This is a genomic window from Paraglaciecola sp. 25GB23A, from assembly GCF_040012495.1.
Classification (GTDB): domain Bacteria; phylum Pseudomonadota; class Gammaproteobacteria; order Enterobacterales; family Alteromonadaceae; genus Paraglaciecola.
Genome location: NZ_JBDYKM010000021.1, coordinates 1 through 17,038 on the forward strand (window position 1 = coordinate 1; position 17,038 = coordinate 17,038).

The following is a 17,038-nucleotide window of genomic DNA, read 5'->3' on the forward strand; positions in this document are numbered from 1 at the left end:
ACGGAGGCGGCGACGCCGAACAGATTAGATTGATGTGTGTTGTAGGAGCGGCTTCAGCCGCGAACAGATTTAAAAGCACAAGCCTTTTCACAACAGAGCGCTGCGCTGCACAGGGGACACGGAGGCGGCTGCGCCGAACAGATTTAAAAGCCACAAGCTTTTTCACCACAGAGCGCTGCGCTACACAGAGGACACGGAGGCGGCTGCGCCAAACAGATTAGAACAATATTTGTTGTAGGAGCGGCTTTAGCCGAGAACAGACTTAAAATTACAAATATTCTCACAACTGGGCCCCCAACGGAGTTGCCACAACGGAGTTGCCCCAACGGGTTAACCGTGGTCAAGTGGGTTTTATCTTTATCCTGATTTTTGCATATTAATAAGAGGCGAGTATGTCATCACCAATAGTCACATTATTACGCGAGCACTTTGATGACCCTCAACTCCATAAGCAGGCGACATTGCAGCGTTTGTGGAGTGATTATGGTGAAATAGCACGTTATTACAGTCCGAGACTGGCCAAGTCTATAATAGTGAAACACGTTGCTCCACCTGCCAACGTGCATCATCCGCGTGGTTGGCACAGCGATATAGGTCATCAGCGTAAGGTGCAGTCTTATCAAAAGGAGGCGGCTTTCTATCAGTTGTTTGCCGCTCTTTGTGACGCGCAGTGTTACGTGCCCCAATTTATTGCGTTAATAAAAAACAGGGAACATGGCGAACAACAGACCCTTGTCATGGAAGATCTCGGCTCCATTGGTTTTACTCAGGTTTATCAATCAGTCAGTGAGTTACAGATTAAGGCTGTGCTCAATTGGTTGGCTCATTTCCATGCTCGGTTTCTAGCTATTGATACATCAGCTTTGTGGCCCATTGGCAGTTATTGGCACCTCGCGACGCGGCAGGCTGAATATAATATTATGCCCACAGGGGGCTTAAAAAAGAATGCCAAGATCATAGCGGATAGGCTCGAAGGTGCGCATTTTAGAACACTGATACATGGCGATGCTAAGTTGGCTAATTTTTGTTTTAGTACCAACGATGATGTAGCGGCAGTAGATTTTCAATATGTGGGCAGGGGAGTGGGCGTTAAAGATGTGATGTATTTTTTGGGAAGCTGTTTGAGTGATAGGCTGTTGTGGGAAAAACACGACGAGTATGTAGATTATTATTTTGAGGTGCTTAAAAACGTGCTGCTTCTGCCGCCTTTAGTCAGAGGGACCGCTCAGCAGACAATTGAACTGGAGCAAGAATGGCGCGCGTTAATACCCTTTGCTTGGGCAGATTTTAATCGATTTTTACAAGGCTGGAGCGCAGAGCACGTTAAAATTAATAACTTCATGCATGCACAAACGGCGCTGATTTTAACCGCATAGAAAAGTCCGCGGATTTTATAATAATAAACTGCAAGTATACTCGATTCATTCACTTATTCAGCGCTTTGCTATATCGTAAGGTGAATTTTTTCAGGACATTTAATCATTTGTCCTAATTCTATTAAAAGGTTGCCTGATGAGCCAAAACGATGCAAAGAAAATTTGGTTGGCAAAAGCCATAAATATTATTAGTGCTGACTTCAATCGCTCGTCTGATACCCATCTGATTAAAGTAGACTTACCTTGTTTTTCTGGTGTGTCACTTTATTTGAAAGATGAATCCACTCATCCAACGGGTAGTCTTAAACATCGTCTTGCCCGTTCATTGTTTTTGTATGGTTTATGTAATGGCCTAATCAAACAAGATAGTCCTATCATCGAATCCTCTTCAGGCAGTACTGCTATTTCTGAAGCTTATTTTGCGCGCTTATTAGGCTTGCGTTTTATCGCGGTAGTGCCTAAAAGCACCGCGGCAGAAAAAATCAAACAAATTGAGTTTTATGGCGGTGAGTGTTTTAAAGTCGAACCCAGCGAAATTTATGCAAAAGCTCAGCAATTGGCAGATGAGTTAAATGGCCATTATATGGATCAATTTACTTATGCCGAGCGGGCAACCGACTGGCGTGGAAACAATAATATAGCGGAAAGTATTTTTGCTCAGATGCAAATGGAACCTCACAGTATACCGTCATGGATTGTGGTAAGCGCGGGAACCGGCGGCACATCGGCCACTATTGGACGCTATTTACGGTATAACCCCGCTCTCCATTTAAACACCCGACTGGCCGTGGTTGATCCTGATAATTCGGTATTTTTTGACTACTTTCAGCAGCGTGATTGCAAACTCACTAGTAATAAAGGCTCGCGTATTGAGGGCATTGGTCGTCCGAGGGTTGAACCCTCTTTTTTACCTGATGTTGTCGATCATATGATCCAGGTACCTGATGCAGCCTCTATTGCGACTATGCGCTGGCTAGAAGGGATATTAGGACGTAAATGTGGTGGTTCTACTGGTACCAATGTTTATGGTGCACTGACTTTAATTGCACAGATGATTGAGGATAAACAACAAGGCAGTGTGGTCAGCATGATTTGTGATTCTGGCGAGCGCTATCTAAATAGTTACTACAATGATGATTGGCTTAAACAGCATAACCTTGATCTTGCACCTTATACCCATCAGCTTGAAGTATTTATGCAAACAGGTCGTATGGCTCTGCAATAAATCAAAGAGGCTAGAGTCATTAATATTTTTAGCGGTGATTTTAACCCTAGTGGATTGTGATTGTTTAGTCGCTAGAACTCTGCCATCTAGGTTAAATTTCGATTTAAATGACATATAGTGAAGTTAATAGTGTTGCTCGAGGCATTAAGGGTGTAAGCTACGCCTCAATAGTTTCTGGGTGTTCGGATTGGTGAGTTCGACCATCATTAAAATTAAATTTCACCAAATAATACGAGTAAAAATAAATGAGTAAAGGTACAGTTAAGTGGTTCAACGCAGATAAAGGTTTTGGCTTTATTACTCCTGAAGACGGTGGAAAGGATCTTTTCGTTCACCATTCTGAAATTCAAGCAGGCGGCCAGTTCGCATCTTTGAATGACGGCCAAGCGGTAGAATTTGAAGTTGGCCAGGGTCAAAAAGGCCCTTGTGCTAATAAAGTAGTTGCAATCTAATCTGAGTTTCAACGTGCCTTAGGGCTGTTGAAGCAGACAATCTAAACAATAGGCTTAGTTTATTGAATAGATTGTTGAGATAATAAAAGGTGTTGAGACCATCAAGTTACTCACGTTAAGTGAATAGTTTGACAGGTTCAGCGCCTTTTTTGTTTTCCGCCATAAGATAATATTTAAGCGTGATAGAAGACGCTATAATATTAAGCAGTGACTAACATTTTGCTATAAGGGAGATAAGTGGTTTAATCATCTCATGATTGTAAAAATGGAGTTAGCACTCATGCACCCTGATATTCAATCTAAGTTTGCTACTTATCCTGAGCATGTTAGACCTGCAATGCTTTATCTCAGGAGCCTAATGTTTAGTGTGGCTGAAGAGCATCAACTGGGAAAGGTTGTAGAAACCCTTAGTTGGGGTGAACCGAGTTATCGGGTAAAACTAGGCAGTGCAGTGCGAATGGACTGGAAGCCTAAAGATCCCAATCACTATTTTATGTTCTTTCATTGTCAAACTAAGCTAGTGGATACTTTTCGTGAATTATATAGTGATTCATTAGCCTTTCAAGGCAATCGCGCCATTGTATTAGCACTCAATAGAGAGTTGCCGGACGATATTATCCGTCATTGTCTTGAAATGGCATTTACTTATAAGAATCGTAAATATTTACCCTTACTCGGAATGTAGCACTGGCGTGCGTTTCCGATTTAGTTAGATGCAAAAGGTATCAATATCTTTGGGCTACAAAAGCTCACTTCAGCATCAACAGCATTTATACTAATGGTGATGTTTTTCAGTTTACTGTTTCGTGATGGCGCTGATAACTGCATGAAGCCTGATGTGGAAAGTGTGGGATACCCGAATGTGAAGCGATGGACGCTAATACTTTCCCTTCATTAATAAATAGTTTTAGCTCTTTATCAATAATAGATTTTATCTCAATAAGTTCTGGTCGAATGATTAGATGCAAATTAATCACACTAGTTGGTTGTGGACTTTGATAAATTGTAAAATTGCAGTATGAAGATTCTGAAAAAATCGCCGCAGCGTTATAGTTATTCATGACTAAATAGTCACAGCGTTTGTTTGTTAGCATTGTTGCCATTGTAGCTTGGTCGCTGGCATCCACACGCTCCAATTGATGCGCATCAAAATAGCCTTGTAATCCCGAGTATTTATAAGTGTGGTGAGTACAAATTCGTTTATTGATAAGTTTATCTAAAGAAAAATTTGCCTCGAAGGGCATTAAACCATAAAGATAAGTGGCATGTTCAATAATGGGTATGCTGGTTAGTACATTAGACGGCTCATTCAGCCATTTAGGGTTAGCTAAATAAATATCGGCCTTGCCCTCCATTAAAAATTGTTCGCTACGAACTTGATTTGAATCGATAAATGTAGGGATAAACAGGCCTTTTTGCTGTAGTTCCTGAAAAGAATCAACCACTAAACCTGAATATTGTTGAGTCTTAGCATCAAAAAATAAATAGGGTAGAGAGCCTGGTGAGTTGACAGTAATGATAATATTTTTGGCATTAGAGGTCTGTGCATAGCTTATGCAAGAAATCAACGCGCTTAATACCAGCCCAATTTTTAGTAAACGCCTGCTTAACACTCTTCCTGTAACCTATGGTCATTGTATTGTTCTAACATTATATAAGCATAGAGATTAGCTACAATCATTGATTTTCATTTTGCGGTAACATGTCTATATTCTCACTTTTTAAAGTTTGCAAATGAACATTGAATATAGTGTTTTACCCGATCCACAAATAAGCTGTGCAAACTGCGAGGCATGCTGTTGTCGACTCGAAGTGAGATTACTCACTGATACCGGGGTTCCTCATCGATACATTGGTGAAAACGCTCACCAAATTGAAGTCATGAAACGATTAGATGATGGCTGGTGTGCTGCCTTAGATCGTAATACTTTGATGTGTTCAATTTACGCTAATAGACCATTAGTTTGCCGAGAGTTTGAGATGGGCTCATACGAGTGTAAGGTTGAACGTGAAGACATCTTGGGAATTAAAGCATAAAAAAATACTATTATAATCTGTTAACGAGCTGATATTTTATACTTTCAATTTTGCTTTAATTAAAATATTGCGCGGTGTTATGTCTTTTGAACAAAAAGTGTTAACACTAACCTCATAGCCTTTTTCTTCTAATAGCAGAGCACGATCGAGTGCTAGCCACACCTCTAAAGGCCGTCTAAATAAAAAGCGCACTAGATCTAATGCTGAAACTTGTTTAAAGCGTTTGTGCCCTTGTTGTAAATAGTATGGCCAATCAATGTTAGCCGGCAGATTAATATCTTTTAGCTTTGCACAGTGGCGACAAAAATCACTGAAATCAGCTTTAGCCCAACTGGTAGGTAAAGAGGGGATAGCCAAAAAATCTTCTTGCCCCCGTATTTCTCTTTGCAAGCAATCAAAGCCTAAGCGCATTATTTGCAGCTGTTTTCGTTGGCGTTGCAGTGTTGCCCCTGCGGTTACCGTTTCCATTACAGCAGTATGCAACTCAGCTTTATTCAGTTTTAGGTCCAAGCTACGTCCTAGGCTCGATAACGGCTGGTAGTCGTTTTTTTGGCGCTTGTGATAACAACAGGGGGCTAATTGCAATTGTTGAACTTTGACATCGACACTGAGTTGCAACAAACGTTCGTGTAATTCACCACATGCATGTAGGGCAACCACCTGCTGAGAATGCCGTAAATATGGCGGCGCAGCGGGACTCAGTACGTCAATACAGTGTGAATGCAAGGGAATATGGTGTTTTTTAGCCCGTATATTGGCTTGTTCGACTAAGTGATCGTCCCATTCCAAGGCAATTACATTGCTTTGGTGTAGTTGCTGTAGGTAAAAACCCAAATAAGATTTTCCTGCGCACCATTCGAGTATATCAGTGGGTGTAGGAGTGAAGCTGCGTGCAAAAGCGTGAACCTGTTGCCACTTTCTCCCTGGCATACCGGCATAAAAATGAGGGGATACCTCGGGTAATATAGATACTGCAGCATCCTCGAGTTGGCATAGGCCACTGAGTGCCTCAGCCACAGGAAATTCCACGGCTAAAAACTGACTCAATGAATCGGAACATGCGGCGAGCTGGTCTATTTCTTCGAGTGATAATGCATAGAAACGGTCGACTAAAAGGGGATGTTGCTCCATCCACGGTAGCTGTTTTTGATGAAAGGCAACCGGACGCCAATAGTGTTGGCTTTGGTTTAATAGCTCACTGAGTTGGCTAAATAAACGAGCGAGTTGACTTGCCATTGCTTATTGTTCACTCTTGGCTTTTCGCCCACGAAAGGCTGAAAAGAAGCTGGCAAGTACCACACAAAATACCGAAATATAAAGCGATAACGAAATAGTGTGTAATAAAGCCGGATATTGTTGTTCAGTGATATGGGCATCGCCCAGGAAGATATGCACCAATAAGTTAACCAAACTCATACCCACAAGGTTACCAATGGTGCGCGCTAAATTCATGCTAGCAGAGGCTACGCCAAGCTCGCGGCTATTAACCGCCCCCATTATGGCATTGTTGTTAGGCGTCGAGAATAAGCCAAATCCAACACCTATCAGTAGTAATGAAGCTCCAATGTAGCTGGCTGTCGTCTCTATGCCGATTTGACTCAGAATAATAAAGCCCAAGGCGACGATGGCACAGCCTACGGATGCAATAATACGGGGTTGTACTCGATCAGATAAACGCCCTGCCAACGGTGCCATAATTGCCATTGATAAGGCTTGTAAAAGAATGATCTGGCCAGCATGAGCAGGGCTAAAGCCTTTAACATATTGCAGATATAGACTGAGTAAAAAAGTCAGCGGATAGACACTCGCATACATTAATAAAGATGTTGTGAGCGACATTGAAAAAACCCTGCTTTCAAGAAACATTTGCACGCGGATCAAGGGTTCTGTGTGACGACTTTGTTGGAATACAAAGAGGACCATGCTGGCAAGTGCGATGGCGAGTAATACAAAACCCAGCAAACTGGGTAGCAAACTTAAGCCAAATACTAAGGCACTGGTAGAAATGGCAAATATGATCGTGCCTCGCCAATCAAATTTAGAATGGCGTTCTGATTTCCATTCCCCTTTCAGGCCCAGTTTGATCAAGGTGATAAGCGCGATGACTAATGGTATTTGAAATAAAAATACCGCACGCCAGCCCCATATTTCTGTTAACCACCCCCCAATAGCGGGTGCCACCGTCAAACCTACATAAACACAGGTAGCGGCCAAACCCAAGGCAAAGCCTCGTTTATTAGCGGGTGTCACCGAGCTTAAAATAGCCACTCCAGTGCCAAATATCATGGCAGATGCAGCACCTTGTACAAAACGCCAAAACAACACCCACTCTATTACATCGGCCCACGCACACATCAAAGATGAAAGTGCATTTAACATAAGACCATAGGTATAAATGCGTTTACGACCATAGTTATCAGCCAGTTTACCAAAGGGCAACATCAGCGCCACGCTACTCAGCAAAAAAATGGTCGGCAACCACCCCACCAATTTAGCATTAGCTTGCAGATCAGCGGCGAGATTAGGAATGGCAATGTTCACTGAGGCCATACCTAAGGGACCGATAAAAGAACCGATACATACAACGATTAGCGCGATAGTCGTAGCGGGGAGTTTTTTGAATAAAATAACACTGACCTAAGTAACTCGAATCGGACGACTAATGATACCTAAGCTGGCGTGGTGATACACATTTAATATTCATAGATTAAACGCAAGTAGTAAAAGCCACCACTCAGTCCTTGCGGAGAGGTCGCAGGGTATTGAGCGCCTGCAATGTCAGCATAAGGATTGGTATCTGCGCGATTATCAAAAATATTTTTAGCACCGACGGCTAGGCGCAAGTTGTAGTAAAGATAATAACTCACATCAACATCTAAGGTTATTTCGGAACCGGCTACAATGTCATACCCAGCAGCAGCATTGAGATGGTCCTCATAGTAACCCGCGTAATAGTTCAACCTTAAATTACTGCTGAATCGGTTAAATGTTTGTTCAAGACTTAAGTTGGCCCGCTGACTAGGTAGGTTGTCTTCCAACATTCTAATGCGCTGAGGACTTAAATTGCTGGACTGAATTATTTCACCGTTTGCAGCCGTAAAAGGGTAAGTATTAACGTGATCTATTTGGGTATCTGTCCAATTATAAGTAAACACAATACGACTTCGTGTACTGAGTATGCTTGTATCGTAATGCATCACTAGGTCTATGCCTTGGGTCGTACTATCAAAATCGTTGGTAAAAAACTTTGCACTACCGTAATTACTTGCCTCTATTACGCCCTTAGCTAATAAGGTATTAATATCGTCAAGGCTTAAAAATAGAGGTGAAGTGGTACTAATTCTGTCGCTTAAACTGATGTTAAAATAGTCTAGGGTAATGAACAGCTTATCTGTGGGTTGACTGACCAAACCTAAACTCATATTAACCGACTTTTCGGGTTTTAAAGGCAGGGCGCCAAGTTGAATAGAAATGGGGTGAGTAGGTGGCAAAGTAGATTGGTCTTCTAAGCCTCTTGGCGAAAATGCCGTCGTCACATTCACCACGTTACTTTGACCCACAGTAGGCGCCTTAAAGCCGCTACTCAAAGACGCTCTGACTTTTACCTTATCGTGGATGGGCGTGAGTAGTGAGATCTTGCCATCTAAAGTACTACCAAAATCGGTAAAGTCCTCATAACGAATCGCTAAACCTAACAGTGTGTGCTGATATTTAAGTTCAGCGTCGTTATAAATAGCCCAGTTGCTGCGTTGCCAGCTTCCGGCAGATTGAGGATTATATCCGGGGAAGCCGTTAGATCCTGCACTGAACCCCTGAGATAAACCAGAGATAGGATCATAAGCAAACTCACCTATAATATAAGAGGCTTCGTCGCCGGCTTGTTGTCGATATGTTTCCCGTCGCCACTCTATGCCAGAAGCTAAATTCAAGGTGACATCTTGACCAAACTCGAATGGCTTGAACAAATCAATATTGACGGTACGCTCATATTGCGCGGCTAATCCGGGCGAGAAATGCGTAGGCGAATAAATAGCAAGAGAGGGATTAACAGTCTGGCTGATGCGGTAATCAATTTCTGAATAGCCCAATCCCAGACTCATATCGTAGGACCAATTGCCTAATGTTTGGCCCCTAAGACCGGTAACCATGGCTCCATCTCGCACAATGCCGCCGAATTGAGGTGTGAAACCACCAGGATATAGTTCATTGAAAGCAAAACAGTTTTGTCCCAATGATGTTGAGTTATCGGCAATCAGCAAATAATTAGGATCATCCAGAACATTATCGTCCAGCAAATCAACACTGGGACACTGTATACCTTGACCAAGGCCATCTAAGTCGGCGACGAGGAGTTGATGTTTGCCATTGCTATCAGACTCGCCTTCGTATACCCCTCTGCGAGTTTGCGGGTTACGAAAATAAAAACCGCCTTCTATGCTCCGCTGAGATAAGTTTGAAAAGAGATACAGTTCTTTTTCATCTAGTCGATAGCCTAAATTTGCGGCTAACTTTATATCGTAGTGTAGGGTGGGAATACCCCACTGTTGGGCCGGTTCGCTCACTGCACTATTACCAGCATGAATAAGAGTCGCTGCGTCTGCTCTTTGTACACTGTTATCTGTGGCTTCTTGTTGCTTATATTCAGCGCTTACATGGGCAAAGCCTTGTTGATTCAAAGAAAAGCCTGCATCACCTAGTACTTGGAAAAGTTCACCATCACCTTGGCCATAGGAACCAACCCGAGCTTCTACTTTGCCACCTTTATCACTATCGTTTAACTCAAAATTAATCACCCCCGCAATCGCATCTGAACCGTATTGCGCCGCTGCGCCGTCACGCAGAATTTCAACCTGTTTGACTGAAGAGGCTGGAATAGTCGATAAATCGACGCCCTGTGCTCCATCTGATAAGGCGCCGCCTAAAAAGGTGATAGCGGCTGAACGATGCCTGCGTTTACCATTGATAAGCACAAGTGTGTGATCAGAGGCCATACCGCGTAAATTAGAGGGGCGCACTAAGGTTGAAGCATCATTGATAGGTTGGTCATTGACATTAAAAGAAGGAATGAGGGCTGCAAGCATAGAATTAATGTCAGTTGCTCCTTGTCGAGTAAATTTTTCAACACTCAATATATCTAGAGGAACGGGCGAGTCGATAACGGATCGAGGTGATGAGCGACTACCCAAAATAGCAATTTTTTCAATTTCATTTTGCACAACAAAATCGGCTTCTTTACTATCATCGGCTATCTCTTTAACTTGGGCACTAACGAAGCGAATGGGTTTAACACTAAAGCTACCGTCGTCTTCTCTAACTGGATATAGCCCGGTACCTTCGAGTAATTTAACGATACCAAGTGTAATACTATACTGGCCCTGTAGGGCATTGGTGGTTTCTTGTTCTGCTAACTCTATGGGGAACAATAAGGTGGTATCAGTCTGCATTGCAAACAAAGTAAGTGCCTTGTCAGCTGGTTGAGACGCGATATTAAACTGGTATAAGCCTTCTGCAGATACATAAGATGACAATAATAGAAATGTATAAAAAACAAGGCGCATATTCACACAGGAATGAATTTAAGTTCGAAATTTCCAGCAGTTTAGCACGCTTAGGTAAATTTGGAATATCTAACAAGAGCGAGCAACTCGCTCTTGTTATTGCGTTCTGATTGAAGAAATTGTTAGATGGCTGAGAACAATAAAATCGTATTCTCGTCGACCTTTTTGTAGCGGATATTAAAGTTATTACTTAAGGCAGCTAGTAGTCCATCAAGATCACCTGCTTTGAAATAGCCGGCTACCCGTTGCTCTTTTAGTTTTTCATCTTCGAAATCAAAATGTACCGCTACATAGCGACTTATTTCTGTTAAGGCATTTATTAGGGGTTCTCCATCAAACACCACAACACCTTGGCGCCACGCCAGTTCATTTTGTATTTGCTCTATACTTAGGGTAGCCGATTGGGCAGAGTCCTGTGCAACTAAGGCTTTTTGCCCTGCTGTTAATAAGGTTCCACCCTGTTTAGCATCAAGTGGATTTTGTCCGACTGGCTGCTCAATGGTTTGATTTTCCTGCATGTTTTGAAGTAGTACTTTGCCTTCTGTTACTAGCAATTCAAAATGCTCATCATCTATAAGTTGCACATTAAATGCCGTGCCTACCGCGGTTACTGTATTACCCGCTGCGGATACAATAAATGGCCGCTCTTTATCATGGGCTACTTCAAATAAGGCTTCGCCTCGCAGGAGATTAATCTGCCTAGTGCGACTCGAGAAATTAACCCTGAGTTCTGAATTCGTATTTAGATAAACCACTGAACCGTCTTGCAATGTGACAGGCTTTTGTTCTCCTACACTCGTAACGAGTTGGCTTATCATTATATCGTTGTCGTCAACTTGATTGGGGTTGAACATTAACCAACTCATCACTGAAAACAGCATAAAAGCCACACTAGCGGCCAAAGCTAAGTGCACAGAACGTTTATTTTTTTGTGTTACTGTGGCTAATTTATTGAGTGGCATCAGCCCCTTAAGTTCATTTAGGGCACTCATATCATCCCAGGTCTGTGCCAAGTCAAATAATATTTGTCGATGGGACTCACTATTGTTTGCCCACAATGCTAATTGTTGCGTTTCATCTGGGCTTAAACCCCGGTCGATACGGCTGATCCATACACTCGCTTGTTGCTGAATCGATTCTTTGCTGTTAAACACTCTAATATTTGTCATTTATTTGTTCGCTGACCTTGAGGCATCTTTCGTGGTGTTGCTGTGCCGGTTTGTGGTTTGGCTGAGTTATTGAGTGATTGCAAATATTGTGAGCATTGCAGAAGCCCTTTAGCCACGTGTTTTTCAACCGTACTTTCACTAAGTACACAATGTTGGGCGATATCTTTTTGGCTCATGCCGTAGACTTTTTTCATTAAAAATACACGTTTTACCTCGGGCGATAATCTATCAGTTGCACGATAAAAATCCAGAAACCGCTGTTTACTTTCTATCTGTTTTTCGAGACTTTGGCTGGTTAAACTAGGTGGTAATGTTTCAATTTCGTCTAATGATTGATTATGCTTTTCACTAGCTCTAGACACATGGTTAAGTGCCAAATTTCGTGCTGTTTTAAACATATAAGTGCGCTCGAAAGTAATTTCGTGTTGCAGCTCTGCCTCATAACTTTTGATAAACGTTTCTTGCACGATATCTTCAATATCATCACGGTTAACAATACGGCCAATCACTCTCTCAAGCTGACTTCGGCATTTTAAATAAGTTGCCTCAAGGGTGGAGGGTTTTCTATCCATTTATTCCACTCCTTAACGGTGTAGTCGAGGGCAAAAATGCCTGTAAATACCTCTGGTAAGGCGCCCAATCTTTTTTGACGGAAGACAGAATGGGTGATCTTGCTTCTATATTACTTAAGGTAGTGATAGGGCTCTGCACCTGTTTATCGCTGAGGCAAACATTATCCCAGTCAATGCCACAAAAGGCCAGTAAGCTTTGCATTGTTTGCTCAGGGGCCTTGACCAGTTGTTCATAACTAACATCCATCACAAATCCGGGAATAACACTGTGCCAATGGCTCATCAAATCAAGGTAGTAAGTCTGATATTGTTTGAACTCAGCTAAAGAACAAAAATAAGGTTCACTCAACTCAAAATAATTACGAAATATTGAAAAGGCCACTGCGGCTGGCTCACGCTTGAGATGAATGACTTTAGCCTTGGGAAATAACTTATGTATCAGACCAATAGATTGAAAGTTTGCGGGTAATTTATCAGTTACAAAAGGCTTGTTGCGGCCATGAGGGCGCAGCGCGTGTAAATAAATTAGTGCTGCCTGGTCGAGCTGCTCTGTTGTTAAGTTCTGCATCGAATGAGGATAATGATAGCCGGTTTGTGTAAATAGATACTGGTCTACATCACGGCTTAAATAAGGTAACTCGCCACCTGCACTAATATGAGAATGTCTGGCTAACATTTGCTCTAACAAGGTTGAACCTGAGCGCGGTAATCCAAGGATAAAAATAGGTGTGATTTCTTCAGCCACATCTGCTCTTTGCTGGATAAGTAGGGGGCGTGTACTAACCGCCTTGGTCTGCGCATAAAAAGTGTGCATTTGGCTAGTCGCAAAATCACAGTTTTGCCGTTGCAGATCATTGGCCTGACTAAAATGTTGCCAAGCACTCTGATAATCTTGTGAGTCGTGATAAACATTACCCAAGGCATAATGTAATACGGTTTGTTCGGTATTATCTGCAATCCGCTTATCAAGTCGTTGCTGCAGGATTTCGACATCTTGCACGGTATAACGTTTACAGCGCACCAATTCGAATAAGACATGGGACAACATTGGTCCAGAATCTAAGCTGAATATTGCACGCAGGGTTTGCTCTGCTTGGGTAAACTCTCCCAGCATAAGGTGTTGTTGAGCAAGTTGATAATGCACTTGAGCCGATTGTGGAAAAGTAGTCTGTGCATAATTGAGTACCGTCAAGGCATCTTGTTCAGAGCACACTGCATTGAATGCCGTGGCCAATTTTAGTAAGGGGGTAGTCGATTCAGGTAGTAAGTGACAAGCCTGGTTAAGCAGCGAGATGGCTTTATCGAATTGATTCAAAATTAAAGCGATATTGCCCAAACCTAAATAAGCAGCTCCTCTGGTAATATTATTGTTTAACAGCTCCTTATACATAGCTTCGGCCGCGAAAAATTGACCTTGCTGAATGAAGTTATCTGCTTGTTGTAAGGGTGACAACATATCTAACCTGAGAAAAGAGTGTGGTGCGATAAAACAAAATAGCCTTGTCGTAATGACAAGGCTATTGATTATGATTAAGCAGACTTAGAAATTATAAGTGGCTTTAACATAGTAAAATCCGCCATTAAAACCAAAGGGCGAGGTTTCATAATAAACACCACCCCAGTTATTATTGGGGATACCTTGTGATGCAGGAATATTGATGCGAGTTGCCTCTTGATCAAAAATATTCTGCGCACCAGCGGACAGTGTTATGGCGTCATTAACAAAGTAATTGGCCTCAAAGTCCACGGTCACGGCTGAATCAGCAGTAATGGCAGTCGCATCATAATCAACGTGCACACCTTGATATTCGCCGTAATAATTAACTCGGGTAAAAAATGAGAAATCATCATAAGACTGAGCCCAAGTCAACGTTGCACGGTGATTGGGTAAGTCTTCCTCTAAGCGTTTAACTTTAAACTCGCCGGTGATATCAGTGAACTTAGTGACTTCAGTTTCGTTCCAATTATAAGCCAAGCTGAATTTTGAACTACCAGCAAACAAGTCGGTAGAATAGTTAGCGACTACGTCAACACCCTGGGTGGTGGTATCAAAGTCATTAGTGAAGAAACTAACTTGTTGCAAGCTATCAACGTTAGGTACGCCCTCGGCTCGGAGTATATCTTTGTCGTTTTGGGTTAAGTCTTTTTTATCTGACTGACTGATGCGGTCTGATACTTCAATGTGGTAATAATCGATGGTTAAGAAAAAGTCATCATAGGTATAGATACCGCCAAAAGTGTAACTCTTTGATTCTTCAGGTCGCAAGGGTTTCGCTAATAACTGCTTCGCAATAGGGTTAGTTGGCGGTAATAAAGCCGAGTCAACCAACACTCCACTAGATAGGTTAGTTTGCACGTTACTAACATTGGCTTGGCCAACAGTCGGGGCGCGGAAACCGGTGCTTAATGAACTACGTAAGGAAATATCCTCAGTAACATGCCATTGCGCCGATAACTTATAGTTGGTGGTGGAGTCGAAGCTATCATAGTCTTCAAAGCGTAAGGCTGCACCAACCAAGAAATCTTCAGTAACAGGGGCTTCTAAATCGATGTAAGCGGCATAGTTACGACGAGTGTAAACACCGCCATCAGCAGGTTTAAAGCCAGGGAATCCATTAGAGCCAATACCAAAACCTTGAGAGGTTAACGGGCCGGCAGTAAAAGAAGCTTCATCGCCTACAACAACTTCAAAGGACTCTTCATGCCATTCCAAACCGCCTGCAACGTTTAGGGCGTCATACATGCCCATATCAACTGACTTGACTAAGTCAAAGTTAAAGTTTTTCTCTAACTGAATGTATCTGCCCGGCTGAAAATCACGAGGAGTATCCGCTCCTAGTGATGCATTGATGGTACTAAATATCGCAAATGTAGATTCACTGCGGCCCACAGTTCCACTAACATCGTAGAAAACACCATCGGCAAAACCACCTTTAAACTCGCCTTTGGTACCAATAACTAAGGATGTATCGGTGATATTGCCACCAAAATTAGGTGTGAAGCCCTCTGGGATCAGCTCGTTAAAGGCAAAACAATTTGCATTGTTCTGTACACCATCAATATAGTTTTGTTGAGTGGTGACGTTATCAGTAGTAATGGGGATGACTGGGCACGGAATACCATCACCAAGGCCTAATCCATCATTCTGTTGACCTACTGGCCCTGGCGTTAAGTCGCCGACTAGGAGAGTCGCACCGCCATCCAACGAATAAACTGTGCCACGTGTATGGGGGTTTCTGTAATAAAAACCGCCTCTTACATCACGTTCAGAATAGTTACCGAACATATAAAATTCTTTGTCATCGCCTAAATCCAAACCAACATTACCGAAAATAGAGATATCATCGTTGATTTCAGGTGAACCCCAGATTTGAGCTGGGTTAGCAACGTTTAAGCCAGCAGCACCAAAAGCCTCTGCATCAGGGCGTTGCACACTGCGGCTGGTGGCATCAGCATTTTTATACTGAAAACTTAAGTTAGCAAAGCCGTCTTTAGTTAACGGTAGGCCAATATTGCCTGAAATTTCGGTGGTGGCACCATCGCCTTCATAATATTCACCATGGCGAGCCGTTAATGAGCCACCTTCTGCATTATCTTTTAAAACAAAGTTCATTACCCCAGCTATGGCATCAGAGCCATATTGTGCTGCTGCGCCGTCACGTAATACTTCGACCTGTTTTAGTGCAATGCTTGGAATAACTGAAATATCTGGACCTTGAGCACCATCGTTAATACCACCACCTAAAAAGGCAATAACTGATGAGCGATGTCTTCTTTTGCCATTTAATAAAATTAATGTGCTGTCGGCCGATAAACCACGTAAGTTGGCTGGCCGAACTAATGATGCTGCATCACTAATAGGGTTAGCATGTACGTTTAATGAAGGTACAGTGCCTTTAAGAATCTCTAACATATCAGTGTTACCTGACTTAGATAATTCCTCTGCTCCAATAATATCAATGGGCACAGGGGAATCAGCAATAGAGCGAGGGGCTGCTCGTGAACCTACGACTGCTATTTTTTCGACATTAGCTTCGTCTTTTTGGCTTTGTTGCGCATTTACTGAACCAACTACAGTGGCACTGAGCGCGGCAGACGTTGCAATAATAAAGCGAATATTTTTCGCTAATGTGGATATTTTAGTTTTCATATGTGCATCCGGATTTTTTATGTTTTTTTATTCAAACTAGTTGCGAGCAATAAACCAATTTTCAACTGTCGATTTACCGTGCAAATAGGCGATTTTGTGTGTTGCCTGTAACTAAAAATTAATTTAGTATGGCTATGTATACAACTCTAAGTGTATGAAAACAATGGTTTTTATAAAAATAAAAAATATATTTATTTTGATAGAGGATTTGTGTTTTAGACTTGTCTATATAGGGTCGTATTGATTTGATTTTGGCACAATTTAGTTCTGTTTACTGCGTGGTGAAAAGCGTTTTGCTTTAATCAGCAAGCTGTTTTCGCGGAGAATATAACTATTTGCTATGGAGTTAGTATTAGCTCTGATTTAATCAAAGCGTGACTCGCTAAAATTATGCGTTTAAAAAATACACTGAAAATCCCCATACCATTCTAGGCTTATCGCAGGCTTGAATAAGTTAATGCTAATACAAGCTGGGTACTATGGTAGTATCATCAAAAGA

The 17,038-nt window shown here is 42.2% G+C and carries 13 protein-coding genes; 5 read left to right on the top strand and 8 right to left on the bottom strand.

Going from position 1 to position 17,038, the window contains the following annotated elements; genetic code table 11:
- The first annotated feature begins 392 nt into the window (after window positions 1-392).
- The 4 genes from ABKW31_RS18665 (at window position 393) to ABKW31_RS18680 (ending at window position 3,738) form a co-directional block, all read left to right on the top strand.
- On the top strand, window positions 393-1,376 hold the full coding sequence (locus tag ABKW31_RS18665; RefSeq protein ID WP_348618102.1) for a phosphotransferase: 984 nt from the start codon (window positions 393-395) through the stop codon (window positions 1,374-1,376).
- Window positions 1,377-1,512: 136 nt separating this feature from the next.
- Complete coding sequence (locus tag ABKW31_RS18670) at window positions 1,513-2,601, top strand: PLP-dependent cysteine synthase family protein (protein WP_348618103.1); 1,089 nt, start codon at window positions 1,513-1,515, stop codon at window positions 2,599-2,601.
- A 245-nt stretch (window positions 2,602-2,846) separates the two neighbouring features.
- Window positions 2,847-3,053, top strand: coding sequence for a cold-shock protein (locus ABKW31_RS18675; protein WP_007104897.1), 207 nt, complete (start codon window positions 2,847-2,849; stop codon window positions 3,051-3,053).
- Window positions 3,054-3,333: 280 nt separating this feature from the next.
- A complete protein-coding gene (locus tag ABKW31_RS18680) occupies window positions 3,334-3,738 on the top strand; it encodes a DUF1801 domain-containing protein (protein WP_348618104.1) in 405 nt (134 codons plus the stop codon).
- A 106-nt stretch (window positions 3,739-3,844) separates the two neighbouring features.
- Here the strand turns inward: ABKW31_RS18680 and ABKW31_RS18685 are convergent, their stop codons facing one another.
- Window positions 3,845-4,666 carry a hypothetical protein gene (locus tag ABKW31_RS18685; protein ID WP_348618105.1) on the bottom strand — a complete coding sequence of 274 codons (822 nt, stop codon included), beginning with the start codon at window positions 4,664-4,666 and terminating at the stop codon, window positions 3,845-3,847.
- A 121-nt stretch (window positions 4,667-4,787) separates the two neighbouring features.
- Between ABKW31_RS18685 and ABKW31_RS18690 the strand changes: the two genes are divergently transcribed.
- Window positions 4,788-5,090, top strand: a complete 303-nt coding sequence (locus ABKW31_RS18690; protein WP_348618106.1) for a YkgJ family cysteine cluster protein — start codon at window positions 4,788-4,790, stop codon at window positions 5,088-5,090.
- Between the two features lie 36 nt (window positions 5,091-5,126).
- Here ABKW31_RS18690 and ABKW31_RS18695 read toward each other — a convergent pair whose 3' ends face one another.
- The 7 genes from ABKW31_RS18695 to ABKW31_RS18725 form a co-directional block, all read right to left on the bottom strand.
- Window positions 5,127-6,326, bottom strand: a complete 1,200-nt coding sequence (locus ABKW31_RS18695; RefSeq protein ID WP_348618107.1) for a methyltransferase — start codon at window positions 6,324-6,326, stop codon at window positions 5,127-5,129.
- A gap of 3 nt (window positions 6,327-6,329) precedes the next feature.
- Window positions 6,330-7,688: an MFS transporter gene (locus ABKW31_RS18700; RefSeq protein ID WP_348618151.1), complete on the bottom strand. Its 1,359-nt coding sequence runs from the start codon at window positions 7,686-7,688 to the stop codon at window positions 6,330-6,332.
- A gap of 95 nt (window positions 7,689-7,783) precedes the next feature.
- Window positions 7,784-10,648, bottom strand: a complete 2,865-nt coding sequence (locus ABKW31_RS18705) for a TonB-dependent receptor (RefSeq protein ID WP_348618108.1) — start codon at window positions 10,646-10,648, stop codon at window positions 7,784-7,786.
- 122 nt (window positions 10,649-10,770) lie between these two features.
- On the bottom strand, window positions 10,771-11,817 hold the full coding sequence (locus ABKW31_RS18710; protein ID WP_348618109.1) for a FecR domain-containing protein: 1,047 nt from the start codon (window positions 11,815-11,817) through the stop codon (window positions 10,771-10,773).
- A complete protein-coding gene (locus tag ABKW31_RS18715) occupies window positions 11,814-12,389 on the bottom strand; it encodes an RNA polymerase sigma factor (protein ID WP_348618110.1) in 576 nt (191 codons plus the stop codon). The genes ABKW31_RS18710 and ABKW31_RS18715 overlap by 4 nt, the downstream gene beginning before the upstream one ends.
- Window positions 12,382-13,845: a sulfotransferase gene (locus ABKW31_RS18720; protein WP_348618111.1), complete on the bottom strand. Its 1,464-nt coding sequence runs from the start codon at window positions 13,843-13,845 to the stop codon at window positions 12,382-12,384. The genes ABKW31_RS18715 and ABKW31_RS18720 overlap by 8 nt, the downstream gene beginning before the upstream one ends.
- An 84-nt stretch (window positions 13,846-13,929) precedes the next feature.
- Window positions 13,930-16,539, bottom strand: coding sequence for a TonB-dependent receptor (locus tag ABKW31_RS18725; RefSeq protein WP_348618112.1), 2,610 nt, complete (start codon window positions 16,537-16,539; stop codon window positions 13,930-13,932).
- Window positions 16,540-17,038 lie beyond the last annotated feature (499 nt).

Excerpts from the sequence above, each read along its gene's own strand:
- ABKW31_RS18710 (WP_348618109.1), bottom strand. The coding sequence starts at position 11,817 with ATGACAAATATTAGAGTGTTTAACAGCAAAGAATCGATTCAGCAACAA.
- ABKW31_RS18695 (WP_348618107.1), bottom strand. The coding sequence starts at position 6,326 with ATGGCAAGTCAACTCGCTCGTTTATTTAGCCAACTCAGTGAGCTATTA.
- ABKW31_RS18675 (WP_007104897.1), top strand. The coding sequence starts at position 2,847 with ATGAGTAAAGGTACAGTTAAGTGGTTCAACGCAGATAAAGGTTTTGGC.
- ABKW31_RS18705 (WP_348618108.1), bottom strand. The coding sequence starts at position 10,648 with ATGCGCCTTGTTTTTTATACATTTCTATTATTGTCATCTTATGTATCT.
- ABKW31_RS18690 (WP_348618106.1), top strand. The coding sequence starts at position 4,788 with ATGAACATTGAATATAGTGTTTTACCCGATCCACAAATAAGCTGTGCA.
- ABKW31_RS18715 (WP_348618110.1), bottom strand. The coding sequence starts at position 12,389 with ATGGATAGAAAACCCTCCACCCTTGAGGCAACTTATTTAAAATGCCGA.
- ABKW31_RS18680 (WP_348618104.1), top strand. The coding sequence starts at position 3,334 with ATGCACCCTGATATTCAATCTAAGTTTGCTACTTATCCTGAGCATGTT.
- ABKW31_RS18665 (WP_348618102.1), top strand. The coding sequence starts at position 393 with ATGTCATCACCAATAGTCACATTATTACGCGAGCACTTTGATGACCCT.
- ABKW31_RS18670 (WP_348618103.1), top strand. The coding sequence starts at position 1,513 with ATGAGCCAAAACGATGCAAAGAAAATTTGGTTGGCAAAAGCCATAAAT.
- ABKW31_RS18720 (WP_348618111.1), bottom strand. The coding sequence starts at position 13,845 with ATGTTGTCACCCTTACAACAAGCAGATAACTTCATTCAGCAAGGTCAA.
- ABKW31_RS18725 (WP_348618112.1), bottom strand. The coding sequence starts at position 16,539 with ATGAAAACTAAAATATCCACATTAGCGAAAAATATTCGCTTTATTATT.